This window comes from Candidatus Villigracilis vicinus (assembly GCF_016702885.1).
Lineage (GTDB): Bacteria > Chloroflexota > Anaerolineae > Anaerolineales > Villigracilaceae > Villigracilis > Villigracilis vicinus.
Map to the genome: position 1 here is coordinate 87,624 of NZ_JADJDD010000006.1, position 15,599 is coordinate 103,222.

16 protein-coding genes are annotated in these 15,599 nt (G+C 51.8%); 9 read left to right on the plus strand and 7 right to left on the minus strand.

From position 1 onward, the window contains the following. The first annotated feature begins 2 nt into the window (after positions 1 to 2). Positions 3 to 1,898, plus strand: a complete 1,896-nt coding sequence (locus IPG80_RS06450) for a tetratricopeptide repeat protein (RefSeq protein WP_345104068.1) — start codon at positions 3 to 5, stop codon at positions 1,896 to 1,898. Between the two features lie 81 nt (positions 1,899 to 1,979). On the opposite strand, the gene IPG80_RS06455 is transcribed toward IPG80_RS06450, so the two are convergent. The 3 genes from IPG80_RS06455 to IPG80_RS06465 are packed head-to-tail and all read right to left on the minus strand — an operon-like array spanning position 1,980 to position 3,779. Then, the gene (locus IPG80_RS06455; protein WP_345104071.1) at positions 1,980 to 2,315 is read right to left on the minus strand and encodes a DUF971 domain-containing protein; all 336 of its coding nucleotides are present in this window, start codon (positions 2,313 to 2,315) and stop codon (positions 1,980 to 1,982) included. A 44-nt stretch (positions 2,316 to 2,359) separates the two neighbouring features. Next, a complete protein-coding gene (locus IPG80_RS06460; protein ID WP_345104074.1) occupies positions 2,360 to 2,833 on the minus strand; it encodes a hypothetical protein in 474 nt (157 codons plus the stop codon). A 1-nt stretch (position 2,834) separates the two neighbouring features. Continuing rightward, positions 2,835 to 3,779, minus strand: coding sequence for a diacylglycerol kinase family protein (locus IPG80_RS06465; protein WP_345104077.1), 945 nt, complete (start codon positions 3,777 to 3,779; stop codon positions 2,835 to 2,837). A 114-nt stretch (positions 3,780 to 3,893) separates the two neighbouring features. Here IPG80_RS06465 and IPG80_RS06470 point away from each other — a divergent pair, with 114 nt between their 5' ends. After that, positions 3,894 to 5,036 (plus strand): protein kinase, encoded by a 1,143-nt coding sequence (locus IPG80_RS06470; protein WP_345104080.1) that lies wholly within the window; start codon positions 3,894 to 3,896, stop codon positions 5,034 to 5,036. 49 nt (positions 5,037 to 5,085) lie between these two features. Continuing rightward, positions 5,086 to 5,754, plus strand: a complete 669-nt coding sequence (gene rpe / locus IPG80_RS06475; protein WP_345104083.1) for a ribulose-phosphate 3-epimerase — start codon at positions 5,086 to 5,088, stop codon at positions 5,752 to 5,754. Positions 5,755 to 5,839: 85 nt separating this feature from the next. Here rpe and rpmB read toward each other — a convergent pair whose 3' ends face one another. Next, positions 5,840 to 6,025, minus strand: coding sequence for a 50S ribosomal protein L28 (gene rpmB / locus IPG80_RS06480; protein WP_345104086.1), 186 nt, complete (start codon positions 6,023 to 6,025; stop codon positions 5,840 to 5,842). A gap of 246 nt (positions 6,026 to 6,271) precedes the next feature. On the opposite strand from rpmB, the gene IPG80_RS06485 reads away from it, so the two are divergent. Both IPG80_RS06485 and IPG80_RS06490 read left to right on the plus strand, forming a co-directional pair. Next, on the plus strand, positions 6,272 to 6,628 hold the full coding sequence (locus IPG80_RS06485; protein ID WP_345104089.1) for an Asp23/Gls24 family envelope stress response protein: 357 nt from the start codon (positions 6,272 to 6,274) through the stop codon (positions 6,626 to 6,628). Positions 6,629 to 6,640: 12 nt separating this feature from the next. Next, the gene (locus IPG80_RS06490) at positions 6,641 to 8,308 is read left to right on the plus strand and encodes a DAK2 domain-containing protein (protein WP_345104092.1); all 1,668 of its coding nucleotides are present in this window, start codon (positions 6,641 to 6,643) and stop codon (positions 8,306 to 8,308) included. A 57-nt stretch (positions 8,309 to 8,365) separates the two neighbouring features. On the opposite strand, the gene IPG80_RS06495 is transcribed toward IPG80_RS06490, so the two are convergent. Beyond that, a complete protein-coding gene (locus IPG80_RS06495) occupies positions 8,366 to 9,385 on the minus strand; it encodes a hypothetical protein (RefSeq protein WP_345104095.1) in 1,020 nt (339 codons plus the stop codon). Between the two features lie 19 nt (positions 9,386 to 9,404). Then, a complete protein-coding gene (locus IPG80_RS06500) occupies positions 9,405 to 9,734 on the minus strand; it encodes a PadR family transcriptional regulator (RefSeq protein ID WP_345104097.1) in 330 nt (109 codons plus the stop codon). 141 nt (positions 9,735 to 9,875) lie between these two features. On the opposite strand from IPG80_RS06500, the gene IPG80_RS06505 reads away from it, so the two are divergent. Continuing rightward, positions 9,876 to 10,715 carry a DegV family protein gene (locus IPG80_RS06505; protein ID WP_345104100.1) on the plus strand — a complete coding sequence of 280 codons (840 nt, stop codon included), beginning with the start codon at positions 9,876 to 9,878 and terminating at the stop codon, positions 10,713 to 10,715. A gap of 55 nt (positions 10,716 to 10,770) precedes the next feature. Here IPG80_RS06505 and IPG80_RS06510 read toward each other — a convergent pair whose 3' ends face one another. After that, the gene (locus IPG80_RS06510; protein ID WP_345104103.1) at positions 10,771 to 11,736 is read right to left on the minus strand and encodes a type II CAAX endopeptidase family protein; all 966 of its coding nucleotides are present in this window, start codon (positions 11,734 to 11,736) and stop codon (positions 10,771 to 10,773) included. A gap of 170 nt (positions 11,737 to 11,906) precedes the next feature. Between IPG80_RS06510 and recG the strand changes: the two genes are divergently transcribed. The 3 genes from recG (at position 11,907) to IPG80_RS06525 (ending at position 15,569) form a co-directional block, all read left to right on the plus strand. Further along, a complete protein-coding gene (gene recG / locus IPG80_RS06515) occupies positions 11,907 to 14,444 on the plus strand; it encodes an ATP-dependent DNA helicase RecG (protein WP_345104106.1) in 2,538 nt (845 codons plus the stop codon). A 45-nt stretch (positions 14,445 to 14,489) separates the two neighbouring features. Further along, complete coding sequence (gene coaD, locus IPG80_RS06520) at positions 14,490 to 15,008, plus strand: pantetheine-phosphate adenylyltransferase (protein ID WP_345104109.1); 519 nt, start codon at positions 14,490 to 14,492, stop codon at positions 15,006 to 15,008. Between the two features lie 69 nt (positions 15,009 to 15,077). Next, positions 15,078 to 15,569, plus strand: a complete 492-nt coding sequence (locus tag IPG80_RS06525) for a hypothetical protein (protein WP_345104112.1) — start codon at positions 15,078 to 15,080, stop codon at positions 15,567 to 15,569. Positions 15,570 to 15,599: the final 30 nt, after the last annotated feature.

Sequence of the window (15,599 nt, forward strand, 5' to 3'; positions counted from 1 at the left end):
CCATGACCGGTGAATTTAAAGCGCAGCACAACAGCGAGCAGAATAGCGATACCATCTTTCAGGATGCCATCAACGCCCTTCGTCGCGGCGACAAACCGCGCGCCAAGGAACTATTGACGCTCCTGCTGAAAACTGACCAGAATAATCCCACCTATTGGATCTGGCTCAGCGCTTCTGTGGATGCCACGAAAGAGCGCATCTACTGTCTGCAAACAGCGCTCAAACTGGACCCGGAAAATTCCACCGCCAAACGCGGCTTGATCTTGCTTGGCGCCTTGTCTCCAGATGAGACCATTCAGCCATTCCCCATGAACCGTCCACGTGCCTGGGAGGAGAAATTACTCCTGGCGCATGAAAAGCCAAAAGAGCGCGGCTTGCGTGTGGCATTACGCAACCCAGTTCTCCGGCTTGGCGGCTTGACGGCGATTGGAGTTGGTATGTGCGCCATTATATATTTTGGCGTTATCCTGCCGCGTTTTGGAGCGATCGAACGAGCCCCCACCAACACACCGGGACCTTCCCCAACGTTCACAGCAACCCCCACCATCTTTGGCGCGACAGCCATTCCCACTGAGGTATTCAGCGGACCGACGCCACTTTCCTCATTCCTCAACGCAACGTATACACCCACTCCATTGTACGTAAATACTCCACGTTCTGCCGCTGCAGTGGATCAGTTCCGCATTGCCCAAAAAGCATATGAAGACGGTGATTGGGATATTTTTATCGAGAATATGCTCCTGCTTAAACCCATTGAGCCGGACGCTGCCGATATTCCTTTCTTGATCGGTGAAGCCTATCGTTTCAAAGGGGAAATAGGACGAGCGCTTGAGTCGTATAACGAAGCGATCGATATGGATCCAAATTTCGCCGCTCCATATCTTGGGCTTGCCCGAGTGCGGCTGATGGCAGACCCTGATGCGAAAGTAGGTCCACTTTTCGCACAAGCCATTGACCTTGACCCGAACTTCGGTGAAGCCTATCTGGATCGTGCGCGCTGGTTGATCCGTCGCGGTGACTTCGCAGATTCGTTTGCCGACCTGGAACTTGCCGAAAAATTATTGCCTGGTTCTCCAGAAGTTTACCTTGCGTATGCCACTGCCTACCTTGGCGATGGCGACAAAGAAAACGCCTTGGAATATGCCCGTAAGGCATACTCAGCCGATATCTTGAACATGTCAACCTATAAAATGCTTGGTGATCTTTATTTGGATCAGGAAGATTATGTTAACGCCGTGGAAGCCCTGCGCCTGTATACGACCTATCAAACAGAGGATGCCACAGGGTTTGGAAAACTAGGTCAGGCGTATTTTTTCCTTGGCGAATATCAGAATACTGTAAATGCCATTAATAGCGGCGAACTGATCAACCGTAATGGCATGAAGAATTACCTAATCTATCGCGGACTGGCGAACGTGGAGCTTGGCAATTTCAAAGATGCCGAAGGCGACTTGAATGCAGCCGTTGAAGAAGAGCCCGAGTCCTTTGAAGCCCGGCTGGGGTACGCAAAAGCCCTCTATGGAGTTGGAAAATTCGGCAGCGCCTTCCTGCAGGCTGAGTCCATGCGTTCACTTGCTGATACCGACGAAGAAAAAGCGCTCGAACTGTACTGGCGCGCGCGTATTCAGGAACAGCGTAACGATATTCGCGATGCCATCAAATCCTGGCAGGACCTGCTAAAACTGGACGAAGAAGTGATGACCCCGGAAATGCGCAACGAAGCCCGCAAACAGCTCACCACACTCGTCCCGCCGACGATTACCCTCACTCCGTCACGCACTCCGAAGGGCAGCGCATCAACCTCCACACCGACACCTGCCACAGGAACCCCGAAGCCTGGTGCCTCGCCGACTGTTTCAGGCACATCCAAAACGCCGTCTGCAACCTCCACCCCTTAACAATACAGAAAATCAAACGGGCGAGTTCGGGATTAGTTTCCCGAACTCGCCCGTTTTGTTTTAATGACCAGATAATCTAAACTACTTCCGACACTCCCCGCATGGACACAGTTTGCGTAGATAATGCCAGTTATAAATGCCGTAATCATGCCCATCTTCCCAGACAACGGTCAACGCATAGGAACCGACCGCGACCACATTCGAGATTCGAGTGGATGAGTTATCTTCCATCTGCTTGGTGAATACATCTGCGTCTGGTTCCGATTTCATGTTCTCATGTCCGCCCCGGCATGAAGCGCATGGACAAGCCGCTCGCAGTAACCCAAAGGGATACACGCTGACATGTCCGCTATCCCATTGCACAGTAAATTCACGCTTGCTTTTGTTTGCAGTAATACCAGTAGGCTTTTCGTTCATTTTTCCTTTTTCTCCCACCTCTAAAGAGAATGGGCAGGGTGAGATTATGGTGCAGGCACAACCGCCAAAAATTCAGCAGCTGCCCAGCCTGCGCGGGTATCATCGTACGGAGCAACCACATACCACCAGCTATATCCATCCGCGCTTTGCGGGCCATCTTTGACCAGAAAGACTTCGGCATCTTCACCGCGGAAGACAGTATCTGTGTTTAAGCCTGGTGCAGAACGGATACGTAAGCCATCTGTGCCGGTACCTGTGATCTGTACATAGCCGTCTATGTGAACTGTGTTCTGATCAATGACCGGGGTGGCGAGTGGGTCAGTGGTGGGGATGGCTGTCGCGGCGGGGGTGTGGGGGGGGGCGGGGATCATGGTCAGATCGGCAGGCGCAAACCCAACTTCAGGAGAGAAGCGGGGCGTGGTCCAGCCGATGAGAATGAGTGTGATCAGGATCAGAGCTGCGGCGATGATCAAAGCGCCGTAGATGACGAAGCGATTCAGGTAAGGGCGTAAGTCCATGTTATCTCTGTGGATTTTTCAATAAGTATAAAGCGTTTTCAGGCATCAGCACTTTGAGCGCGCGGTGTTTAACCTTGATCTCTGCCTTGTGACCGCCGAGCATTGGGTCGCCATCCACTTGAATGGAAAAGTTCGCATCGGATTCAATGCGCACATTTTGGAACGGAATGCAGCGCGCATATTCAGAGTTAAGATGCCTTCCTGCAACGAGATCGAAAAAGTGACGGAAGGTATCTGCAACGTTTTCGCCGCTGAGCAGCCATAGATCCATTTCGCCATCGTCAAGCAGGGCATTGGGAGAAATGACAGACATGCCCCCTGCGTAGTGCCGGATGTTTGTGGCGACGGCGACGAGGATACGCCCTTCCACTAATTTATCTTCGGCATATACTCGCAAGTCAAGTCCCTGCCAAAAGGTGGCTTCCCAAACTGTAGTGACGAAAAAATGCGGCACTGCCATGTGTTTGAAAATGCGTGGACGCGGTTCGATCTTGCTGATGGTTTGCGCGTCCAACCCGATGCCTGCCCACAATAAAAAAGGCTGATCATTACAATCGCCTACATCTACATATTGAGGTTCAACATTTGCAAGACGTTTGGCATTCTCGCGCAGGTTGCCGGGGTGAATCCAGCTGAAAGGTTTTTGTCCCTGTTCGAGTGCCCACACATTGACCGTTCCAGCAGGAATGACGCCCAGCGCCGTCTCTGTATGGACCAACCCGCTGGCGACCTGCCCCACTGTACCATCACCTCCAATGGCAAAGACCGCGTCGTAGTTTTCCCGCGCAGCTTGATGGGCAGTTTGCACGGCATGAGTTCCGCTCAGAGTTTCGGCAATGTCAATACTCCAGCCAGCATCGGTCAGCGGCTTGATGATGCCCCGTACGAATCGCCGCACCGGGAATCGCCCGGCGGCGGGGTTGTAGAGTAAAAGTCCCTTACGCATGGCGGGGATTATATAACGTAACTTGTAATAAATACGGCGGGAATAAACGGTGACGATGAAGATATGGCGGGGATACGCTTTGCCCTTCCCGACTCACGGTATAATCTCAACACAATGACTGAAGGCGCATTACTCAACGACCGATATCAACTCCAGGAAGTGCTGGGTTCAGGCGGCATGGCGAATGTCTATCGCGCGCGCGATGTTGTGCTTGATCGCCCCGTTGCCATCAAAGTCCTGCGCAAGGAATACTCCTCCAACGAGAACTTTCAGAAGCAATTCTGGCTTGAGGCGCGGTCTGCTGCGAATCTTTCGCACCCAAACATAGTCACTGTACACGATTTTGGTGCCGCCGACGAACTGCTTTACATCGTCATGGAATATATTCCCGGCAAAGACCTTAAACAACTTATCCGTGACCGCGGGCGCTTTCCATTTGACCAAGGCATTCCGCTCATGATCCAGGCGTGCGCGGGTGTTGGGTACGCCCACCGTGCCGGGTTGGTGCATTGCGATATCAAACCCCATAACATGCTCATCTCAAAAGACATGCGGCTTAAAGTCACCGACTTTGGCATTGCGCGTGCCCTCGCCACCATTAAACCTGGCGAACGCAACGATATTGTCTGGGGCTCGCCGCTCTACTTCGCGCCCGAACAAGCCGCTGGGGAAGGTCCTACCCCCGCTTCCGATGTTTACTCGTTGGGTGTTGTTCTTTATGAGCTTCTCACGGGCACACCGCCTTTTACTGCCTCCTCGGCAGATGAACTTGCACGTCTGCATCTTTCTGCACGCCCATTGCCTGTTAGTGAATACGTTCCCGATATCCCGCCTGCGCTCGAAGAGATCGTCATGAAGGTGCTTTCCAAAGAACCTTCCATGCGTTACCGTACTGCTGACCAGTTGGGTCGCGTTTTGCAAAAATTTGGCACAGCCCCTGCGCCTGCAAAACCTGCCAAAGAGGCTGTTCCTTCCCAGCCGGTTATCACCATCAAACAAGATATTGCGGATCGAATCTCCCCCTCAAACCAAGCCCGCCCGCCTCAACCGGAATACATTCCCGAGCCGGTTTATCAGCCGCAATATCCGCCTCAGACCATTCAACCTGAGCCTGCTCCCGTTTATCAGGCAGATGCCACTCCCGCCGCACCCATTGACTGGGTTGCTGTGGGACTTGGATTGTTTGCCGTTCTTGCATGGGGCGGGTTGATTCCCTTTGGGCTGATGATCTACTTGAGCTATTTCCCTCCAAATTAAAAATAAGACCTGATGGATTTTGTATTGTCCTTCAGGTCTTTTATATCCCATGACCCAATACCTTATTGCCCCCTCTATCATTGCCTCCGATTTTGCCCACATCGCCGACGAAGTTGCCGCCATCCAATCCGCTGGTGCCGACTGGATCCATGTGGATATCATGGATGGTCACTTTGCGCCCGATATCACCATTGGACCATTATTCGTCAAGTCGCTCAAACGGGTTGCCAATATCCCACTGGATGTTCACCTCATGATCTCCGAACCGGAGAAATATATTCCCGCCTTTGCCGACGCCGGAGCGAACAATATCACCGTCCATGTAGAAACCTGCCCCGATTTGCCGCGTCTGATCGCACAGATCAAGTCTCTGGGCTGCAAAGCAGGCGTGACCTTGAATCCCGCCACCCCCGCTTCGGCGATCGATTCTGCATTGCCGCTGGCAGACCTTGTGCTCGTCATGAGTGTTGTCCCTGGCTATTCAGGGCAGAAGTTCATGCCTGAGATGATCGCCAAAGTAGAGGAGATCCGTGTCAAATTGAACGCGCTCCGCTCGTCTGCACATCTCGAAGTGGATGGCGGCATCAATGTGGAAACCCTGCCGCTCATGAAGCAGGCAGGCGCGAACGTTTTTGTCACCGGCAACGCTGCTTTCAAGCATCCGCAAGGTAGTGGGGCAGGGGTGCGGGCATTGAAAGAGGTTATAAATGCCTCTTAAATGCGACGCATGCCCAGACAAAACAACTTAAACAAAAATCACGGCGCTGAATGCGCCGCGATTCTTGAGTCGAAGAGATCAAACCTTATGAGGATGATTTGCCGAGCGTCTTGATGCACTTGGCGCACAGCGTCTTCTTCACGAGGCGACCCTTCTCCAGCACCGAAACCTTCTGCAGGTTGGGCTTGAACGTGCGGTTGGTTGCACGCTGGGAAAAGGAGCGGTTGTGACCAAAGGTAGTTGCCTTGCCGCAGTGATTGCACTTTGCCATGTCTGAAATCCTTTCTTTCTCGTCTTTCCTTGCAAATATCGCTTGCTTTACTTAAGAAAACCTTTTGCTGAAAATTGCATTTGCCCTTTTCGAAGGCACGGCATTTTACCATAGAACGCAACCAACTTCAAGATAAGATGTTAAAATAAGAACGGTACGCTTTTTCTGCCGCTCCGAGCGGCGGTTTGGTCTAAAATTGAAGCATCCATCTGGCGGTTACGCCTTTATTAAGAAAACGAGGAACCTATGGGCGAAGAAACAACTTCATTGGGCGGGATTCATGTCTCGCCGAACGCGGTGGCGACAATTGCATACCACGCCACCCTGCAATCGTATGGTGTGGTGGGGCTGGCACCCAAAAATTTGGCTGACGGAATCGTTTCTACGATCACCCGTGAGCCTTCACGCGGTATTTCCGTGCAATATAAAGACGATGAGATCCATATCGATGTGCATGTGATCGTGGAATACGGCACACGCATCAATTCGGTGGCGGAAAGCGTGGGGAATACTGTGCGCTTCCATGTGGAGAAAGCGTTGGGGCTGCGCGTTAATACAGTCAATGTGCATGTGGCGGGACTGCGCATCAGTAATACGGATTAGGAGAAGGAATACATGGCGATAGATACCGCACGCGTCGAGAAATTCCGCAAGCGCACCATTGATGGGCAAGCCTTTAAGCGCCTTGTCGAAGCCGGGCTGACCTGGTTGCGTACCAACCAGCAGGTGGTCAATTCATTGAACGTGTTCCCCGTCCCGGATGGTGACACGGGCACGAATATGAGCCTGACCCTGCAAGCGGCTTGGAATGAGGTTAAAGACCTGGGGACAAACCATCTCGGTGAGATGGCAGCGGCATTTTCGAAAGGCGCGTTGATGGGCGCGCGCGGCAATTCTGGCGTGATCACCAGCCAGATCCTGCGCGGCTTTTCGCGCGGTGTGCATGATAGTGCAGTATTAAGTGTTGACGCATTTGCCAAAGCTTTGGGCGAGGCTCGCGACACAGCATACAAAGGGGTCGTGAAACCGGTTGAAGGTACGATCTTAACCGTCATAAAAGAAACGGCGAATGCCGCAGAAGCAGCCCGCGGGTCGGTTAAAGATGCGGTGGAGTTGCTTGAGGTGGCGGTTAAGGCGGCAGATGAAGCGGTCAAGAAGACGCCAGAAATGCTTCCCATCCTCAAACAGGCAGGCGTTGTAGACTCGGGCGGGAAGGGGTTGTACTTCTTCCTTGAAGGGATGCTTCGTCATATTTACGGCGAATCGCTTGAAACGCCCACCATGCAGGTTCAGCCGCTTTCTGCGATGAGCCTCGAAGGCGCGATGGAAGATGTGGAAGAGGGGCAGGATTACGAGATCGTTGTGGACTTTGTGCCCACGGGCGAGCTTGATCTGGCGGCATTCTATGGCAAGCTCGAAGAGATGGGCACATCCATTCAAGTGGGTGAGGGGGATGGCATGTATCGCATGCACATCCATGTGCCGACCGAAAACCGTTATGTGCCGATCGATTACATCATGGGCATTGGTACGGTAACGAAGGTCGCCATTGAAAATTTGATGGCGCAAATGGACGATATTCAGAAGAGCAAGACTACGCAGATTCAATTCGGCGCGGTGGAGCCGGGCAATATTGCCGTGGTGGTCGTGTCGCCAGGCATCGGCATCAGCCGTATTTTTGCCAGCCTTGGTGTGGCAGCGGTTGTGGCGGGTGGTCAGACCATGAACCCCTCTACGCAGGATATTTTGAGCTCGTTCGAAAATATGCCAACCGATAAAGTCATTATCCTGCCGAATAATAAGAACATTGTGATGGCTGCAAATCAGGCAAAAGAAGTGACGGTTAAAAGTGTGCAGGTGGTGCCAACCCGTACAGTGCCGCAGGGACTTGCCGCCATGCTGTCCTTTGACCCCAGCGGCGACGTGGAAGCGATCGCTGCAAAGATGAATAAAGCCATGAGCAATGTAAAGACCGGCGAGATCACCGTTGCCACCCGCTCGGTTGAGATCGATGGTGTGACCGTCAAAGATGGTCAGGTCATTACCTTGTTGGATGGGAAACTCGTTGCTTCAGAGGAGACTGTTGAAGCCGGTATGCTGGCACTGCTTGAAAAAGCAGACGCCGCTGAACATGAGATCGTGACCCTCTTCTTTGGCGAAGATATGCCGCATGTGGAAGCCAATCGCATTGCCGATGTGATCCGCGTGAAATACTCCAACCTCGAAGTTGAGGTGCAGGAGGGCGGTCAGCCGCACTACCAGTTCATCCTTTCAATCGAGTAGTCCTAAAATAAAGAGAGGCAGTCATCTCAAGATGACTGCCTCTCTTTTGATTCTTCTTTACCTTGCCCGGGTACTCATGCGAATTAGTTTATACACAGCCTTTACAAGTTCTATGCTTTGAATAATGACAATGATCGCCAGGACAATGGGGATGGTGTATGTGGCAACAGTGACAAAGACCTCGGCTTGTTCGGCAGAGAAGGGACCGTTGACAAAAGACTCGGCGTTGAAGCCTAGAATATCTGGTGTGCGCAGGATCAACACTGTGAGCGTCAGACTGGCGGCTTCAATAAGGATTTTGAGGATGCGGGTCATAATGTCCCATGCGGCGGTGCGCAGCAGGTAAACATCCAGTAGAATTTCAGCGACGATCACTACATTGATCCATGGTACGAATTGGAAGAAATTTTTGGTGAACATTGGGATGAAGGTTTGTTCACCATCTACAAAGAAGAACATTCCCAGCCATTGCGGGTAAATATTTAAGATGGCAAGCGCAACGAAAGTGAATACGATCTCGGTAATGAGTTCGAAGCGGCTGATAGAGTCAGGGTGTGGGTCTTTGGCGAGGGCAGCGGGGTCCCAGTCCTTCTCCTCATTAAAGCCGCCGATCTCTTTTTCAGGCAGCACCCGCTCCAGGATGGCAAAGACTACCACCACGTTCCCGAAAGCGGCGATGGCTGCCGATAAGGCATTTCCAAGTCCGCCGCCGATGATCTTCACGAAGTCTGAGCCCATAAAAGGAGTATCCGTTACAGCTTGCACGCCTGCCAGTACCAACATCACACTTACCACTACGGTAATGACGATCTTCAATACGAATAAAAAGAACGGAAAGAGCTTGGGTCCGATCAGGTAGGGCTGTGGGTTGTAAGTTGCTGCCACTTTTTGAGGTGAGCCGTATTCTTTTAATACTTCGATTTCCATGGCTTCATCACGTACGCGCCCGGTCTGCTCTGCGCGGTCTTCGAGCATATCTTCCAGCGTAGACTTTAATTCTTTTTCAATATCTTCACGCCCCTTCAAAAGCGGCAGGTTCCTGCCAACTTCTGTTACATAGCGGTCTATCATATTCATGTCTTTTTTCCTTTCTTTTTTACGAGAGCATTTTGTCCATCACAGACACAATACCCGCCCATTCTTTTTTTAACTTTGGCAGAAGTTTCTTTCCCTCTGCACTAATAACGTAATACCGGCGTGGACGCGCTTCTTCCAGCTTCCAGACCGATTCGAGCAAGCCTTGCGCCTCCAACCGGCGCAGGAGGGGATACAACGTACCCTGGTCCACTTCCAAACCGAGGTCGGAGAGTTTTTTTAGCAGCGAGTATCCATACTCCGCTGTACCCAACTGACTGAGCGTTGCCAGCACGATCACCCCGCGCCTTAATTCCAAAACAACATTTTCAAGAGATTCTGTTTTTGCCATATCTCATCCTTTATTGCATTATACTGTGTGAAATACAGTATGTCAAGAAAAAAGTATCAGGTGATTTAACGGTCAAGGTTGTTTTTTCGGGAAGAATACCCTCCTCGTAATGACGAAGGCATTTATGCTAAACTTCGTCCTATGAAACTAGGAATCGTCACCGACTCAACTGCCGACCTGCCGTCCTATCTCATTGAACAACACGAAATTCATGTCGTGCCGACTGTGCTTATTTTGGAGGGAAAGGAATATAAGGACGGGGTTGGTATCACCCGCGAAGATTTTTATAACCAGCTGCCTGCGCTTCAAACCCCGGCGACAACTGCTGCGCCGTCCATTGGGGATTTTCTTACGCCGTATCAGTCTTTGTTCGATTCCGGTTGTGACCATATCCTGTCCATTCACGTCTCGGGGAAATTATCTGGTGTGGTCAATGTTGCCCGTCGTGCCGCACAGGATTTTCCCGGCAAAGTCACCTGCGTGGATAGCGGCTCACTCTCGATGGGAATCGGCTTTCAGGTATTGGCGGCGGCAGAGGCGGCTGAGCTTGGTGTAGAAGCAGCCTTGCAGGCAGTTGAGGATACGCGGAATAGGACGAAAGTGATCGCTGCTCTGGATACCATGGAATACCTGCGCCGCAGCGGACGAGTCCCTGCTGTGGTGGCACGGATCGGCGGACTGCTTTCCATCAAGCCTGTGGTGGAGTTGCGGGACGGTGAAGTGAAGCCGATGTCTATTGTGCGTACCACCAGTCAAGCTGATGAACTGACCCTAGCCCAATTGCTCGAAGTGGGGGAGATGCAGCGCCTCGCCATTTTGCATACAAATGCTGAGCCGCGTGCCCGTCAATTGCTGAATGAGATGATGAAAGAAAAATCACGCATGTTCGTGCCGAGGGATGTGTTATTCGTTAATGTGACTGCGGTGATCGGCACGCACCTTGGACCGCATTGTATTGGGTTTGCAGCAGTGAGGAAATAAAAAGACCCCGATGAGGAGGAACGCCATCCCATCGGGGTCTTTTTATGAAAAAATTCTATATCTGTGCCGTCTGTTCACGATTGGGTTGTACTTCTGGGTTTTGATCGCTTTTCCAAAACAACGTGATCGCAATCGCAACGAGCAGCACGGTCGTCACTGCCAGCCCGCCTTCAGGACCAAATTCGCCGCCTGTAAGCCAGTCTGCGCCGGTTTCCATCAGGTTGATCAACGTGCCGCCACCTGCATTGTTTCCGCTAACTTCAAAACCGAAGAAATTTCCCTGCACCCAATTCCAAACACTGTGTAAAGCGCTGATGCCCCACATGGAGCCTTCACGCATGGCGTATAAACCGGCGAACACCCCGAATAAAGCCAGGTTGATCAGGGCGATCACGCTCAAGTTTGGGTTTAAGCCATGCAGGGTTGCAAACACCAGAGATGAGATCAACAGACCCAGCCAGGGTTTATAACGAGCACCGATCACTGGCAGGACCCAGCCGCGCATGATGACCTCTTCTGCTCCGCCTTGAACGATCCAGCCGATGAGAACAAGGAGCACACCGCCAATGGCAGCAATGCCTTGTTCGGCAGGCTCGCCTTGTTCAAAGGAAACGCTGCCGAATAAAGCTAGAATCCCCACCGCACCGGCAAACATCAAGGAGCCGAATAAAAATCCACGCCCATATTGTGAGAGGGCGTTTTTGGTTTCGTAACCAAGCGTCCAAAACGGACGTTTTTCCACTTTTTTCAGCCAAGCCCAGAGGATGACATAGATCAATCCGAATGCGGTGACGAGTTGTAAGCCCGCCCAGAACCCGGTCAGTGTATTGGAGAGTCCGTTTAGTGAAATGCCTTTGTCTGTAAAGCCATAGAGCAGACCAAGAATGAGAACCAACGGAAGTACGCCGAATTGAGCGATTATCGTAAATACAAATGAAAGCGGAATAACCGCTGCGATGTGCGTAAGGCGTTCTCCCCGACGCGCCAAATCAAAAAGCTTGCTATTGTTGAACCAATTCATGTATGCTCCAAAGTTGATGTAAAATCTTACTACTATCAACTTGATAGTAGTTTCGAATTGTTATTGTGTCAAGCCTCAATTCTGGGACTTTGGGGGCATATGGCACGTTTTCATGGTTTTGTAATCTGCCGGGAGGTTTGCCTGCATTCGCCATGATAAAATTGACCATTATGCAACCGTCTTTGGAAAAACTACGCAAATTCTTTCGCCTCGAACACGAAAACAAATATGAGAATACTGCCATTATTGGCGGACTTGCCAAGATGCTCGATTATTGGGAAGGGGAAGCCCGCGCCGATGGCGTGGCAGAAGAAGTGATCCAGGCGGTCGTTTCGCGCCTGCGTTCGTATGAAAAGCTGAACCCTACCGGTCGCGCAGATTCGCTCAAGGGACTGTGGAAGCGCATTAGCGAGACTTACCCCGAGGCAGGGCAAAAGCCCAAAGCGCCGCCATTGCCGCCCCGTCCGCAGCGAAGCGATGATGAGGAGCCGGCAAATATCGATATCGCCGAGGCGGCTCCAGTGCAGAGTCAAAGCCAGCCGAAGCAGAATCCTCCCCAGCAATTTCAGCAGAAGCAGAGGCAGGCTCCGCCGCAGCGATTTGAATCTGCCACAAGTGCCAAACACAGCCAAACGCCCGCCGCTTTGAGTGCGGAGTTAACCGTGCTAAATGGGGTCGGTCCGAAGAATGCTGAGTCGCTTTCGAACTTGGGCATGAAAACGCTGGGCGATATGCTGTACTACTTCCCGCGCCGCTATGAAGATTATTCGCTGCTCAAGCCGATCCAGGCGTTGATGTATGGCGATGTAGTCACGGTATTAGGTACGATCCAAAGTGTGCATAACCGTCCGGTGCGCGGCGGCAAGATGAGCATCATTGAGGTTGTCATTAGTGACGGTACAGGCGCGTTGAAGATCTCGTTCTTTAATCAGCCGTGGTTGATGAACCGTTTTAAAGTAGGGGAGGCGATCTCAGTCTCCGGCAAGATCGATCAGTATCTTGGGCGCATCGTGATGAACAGCCCCGATTGGGAGTCGGTGGAGATGGAAAACCTCCATACTAATCGTATTGTGCCGATCTACTCGTTGACGGAACGCATCACGCAAAAATGGCTGCGAAATCAAATGAAGCAGGTCGTTACCTACTGGGCACCTGCCGTAGTGGACGCGCTGCCCGATATGATCAAGCGTGAAGCGCGGCTGGTTTCGCTTGGCGAAGCGCTTACACAGGTTCACTTTCCCGATTCGCAGGCGCGGCTTAAACATGCACGCGAACGCCTTGCCTTCGATGAGATCTTTTATTTGCAAATGGGCGTGCTGCGTCAAAAGCGTGACTGGCAGGAAGTGGAAGGCAAGCGCTTCACGGTCTCAGACGAGTGGCTGGACGCGCGTTTAGCAGCCTTACCTTTCACCCTGACCTCTGCCCAACAAGAATCGCTGAACGATATTCGCCGCGACCTGGATTCTGGCAAGCCAATGAACCGACTCATTCAAGGCGATGTTGGTTCGGGTAAGACGGTCATTGCAGCACTGGGCGCAAGCATGGTGGTTTCAAGTGGGGCACAGGCGGCTATTATGGCGCCGACCTCGATCCTGGCAGAACAGCATTACCGCAACTTCTCCAACCTATTGGCAGGAGATGGCGGGTTTTTACAAAAAGAAGAGATCCGCTTGTTGGTGGGGAACACGAACGAGTCTGAGAAAGAAGCGATACGCAGCGGGCTGGCAGATGGTTCGATCAAGATCGTCATTGGAACGCATGCAGTGATCGAACCGGATGTGCTGTTCAAGGAATTGCAATTCGTGGTCATCGATGAACAGCATCGCTTTGGGGTGGATCAACGAGCCGAACTGAGAAGCAAAGGTACGAATCCGCATTTGTTGGTGATGACAGCCACTCCCATTCCACGCTCACTGGCGTTGACGATGTTCGGCGACCTCGACATTTCTGTGATGGATGTGATGCCGGTCGGCAGGCAGCCGATCGCGACCTATGTGCTGCGTCCGCAGGAACGGGAGCGTGCATATACAATGATCCGGTCGCAGGTAAAGAACGGCAATCAGGCATTCATTGTTTATCCGCTGATCGACGAGAATGAGAAGATCAATGTTCGTGCCGCGGTGGATGATTTTGAAACCCTTTCAAATCAGGTATTTTCCGACCTGAAACTGGGTCTCTTGCATGGACGCATGAAGCCCAGTGAAAAAGACGAGGTAATGCTCAAATTCCGTGATAGGGAATATGACATCCTGGTTTCAACTACGGTCATTGAGGTGGGGGTGGATGTACCCAATTCCACATTAATGCTGATCGAAGGCGCGGATCGATTCGGTCTGGCGCAATTACATCAGTTGCGCGGACGTGTCGGGCGCGGGTCGGTGGCGTCCACTTGTCTCTTGATCCCAACCCATGCAGATGCGGCGGAGAATGAACGTCTGCAGGCGATGGCGACCACGAATAACGGTTTCGAGCTTGCTGACCTCGATCTCAAATTGCGCGGACCCGGTGAATTCCTTGGCACACGTCAGGCTGGTTTTGCCTCTTCACTGAAGATGGCAAGCATCACGGATGTGGCGCTGATCGAAAAAGCCCGTGAACAAGCCAAGGCGCTTTTTGCGCGCGACCCCTATCTGAATCAACCCGAGCATGCCTTGCTTGCCGAAGCCTTTGAGCGCTTCTGGAAGGGCACTTCGAGCGATGTGAGTTAGACTGCCTGACTACAGACAATCAAACTAAAGGACAAAACGATACCCATGGTCAGAGCCTTATTTCCCGGAACATTTGACCCGATCCACTATGGTCATATGGATATTGCCAACCGCGCTTCGAAACTCTTCGATGAAGTGGTCATGGCTGTGTATGACAAGCCGCTAAAGAACCTGATGTTCTCTCCCGATGAACGTATGGCATTGGTGCGTGAAGCGTTCAACGATAACCCCAAGATCAAGGTCACCGGGTATAGCGGGCTAACGATTGAATTTGCTCAAAAGATCAATGCGCATGTCATTGTGCGCGGATTGCGCGTGTTCTCGGATTTCGAATTCGAGTTTCGGATGGCATTGGCGAATCAACGTCTGGCGGGAGCTGCTGTGGAAACCATTGCTTTTATTACTGCAGAACAGCACACTTTTCTGTCTTCTTCCACGGTACGGGAGATCGCAACATTGAATGGCAATGTTTCCAGTATGGTGCCATCCTATGTCGAGCACGCGCTTAAGGAAAAGGTCGCCCAACTGGGCGAGCAATCCCTGCCAAATGCGTTACGGGATTAATTTGTGCTAGAATTGTCCGCATATAATGAGTGATACAAGTTCAAACAAAAAATTCTGTGTGAGAAGACCATGGATATTCTTCAATTAATCGACCGCCTGGAAGAACTCTTCAACGACGCGAAAGCCGTGCCTTTCACGCACAATGTTGTCGTGGATGAAGACAAAATGCTGGAGCTGATCGACCAGATGCGCATTGCCATTCCTGAAGAAGTGAAGAAGGCGCAGCAGCTTGTGGCACAGCGTGACCGTGTGATGGCACAGGCTCAGGAAGAAGCCAACCGCACTTTGGCAATTGCCCGCGATAAAGCGGATCAGCTTGCACAAAAGGATATGATCACTCAGGAAGCCCAACGCCGTGCCGACCAGATCCTTGCCCAGGCGCGTGCTGAAGCTGAAGATGTCCGTGCGGATGCGGATAACTATGTCCTCGATACGCTGATGCAGTTGCAGGATCAAATTGCCAAGGCGAGTAATCAGGTCAATAATGGTATTCGTATGGTACAGGAAGACCAGATGCGAAAATCATCTTCCAGCGGCATGCCAGACAAAACAGAGAAGTAAAAAAATCCCCGCCAATTTGGCGGGGATTTT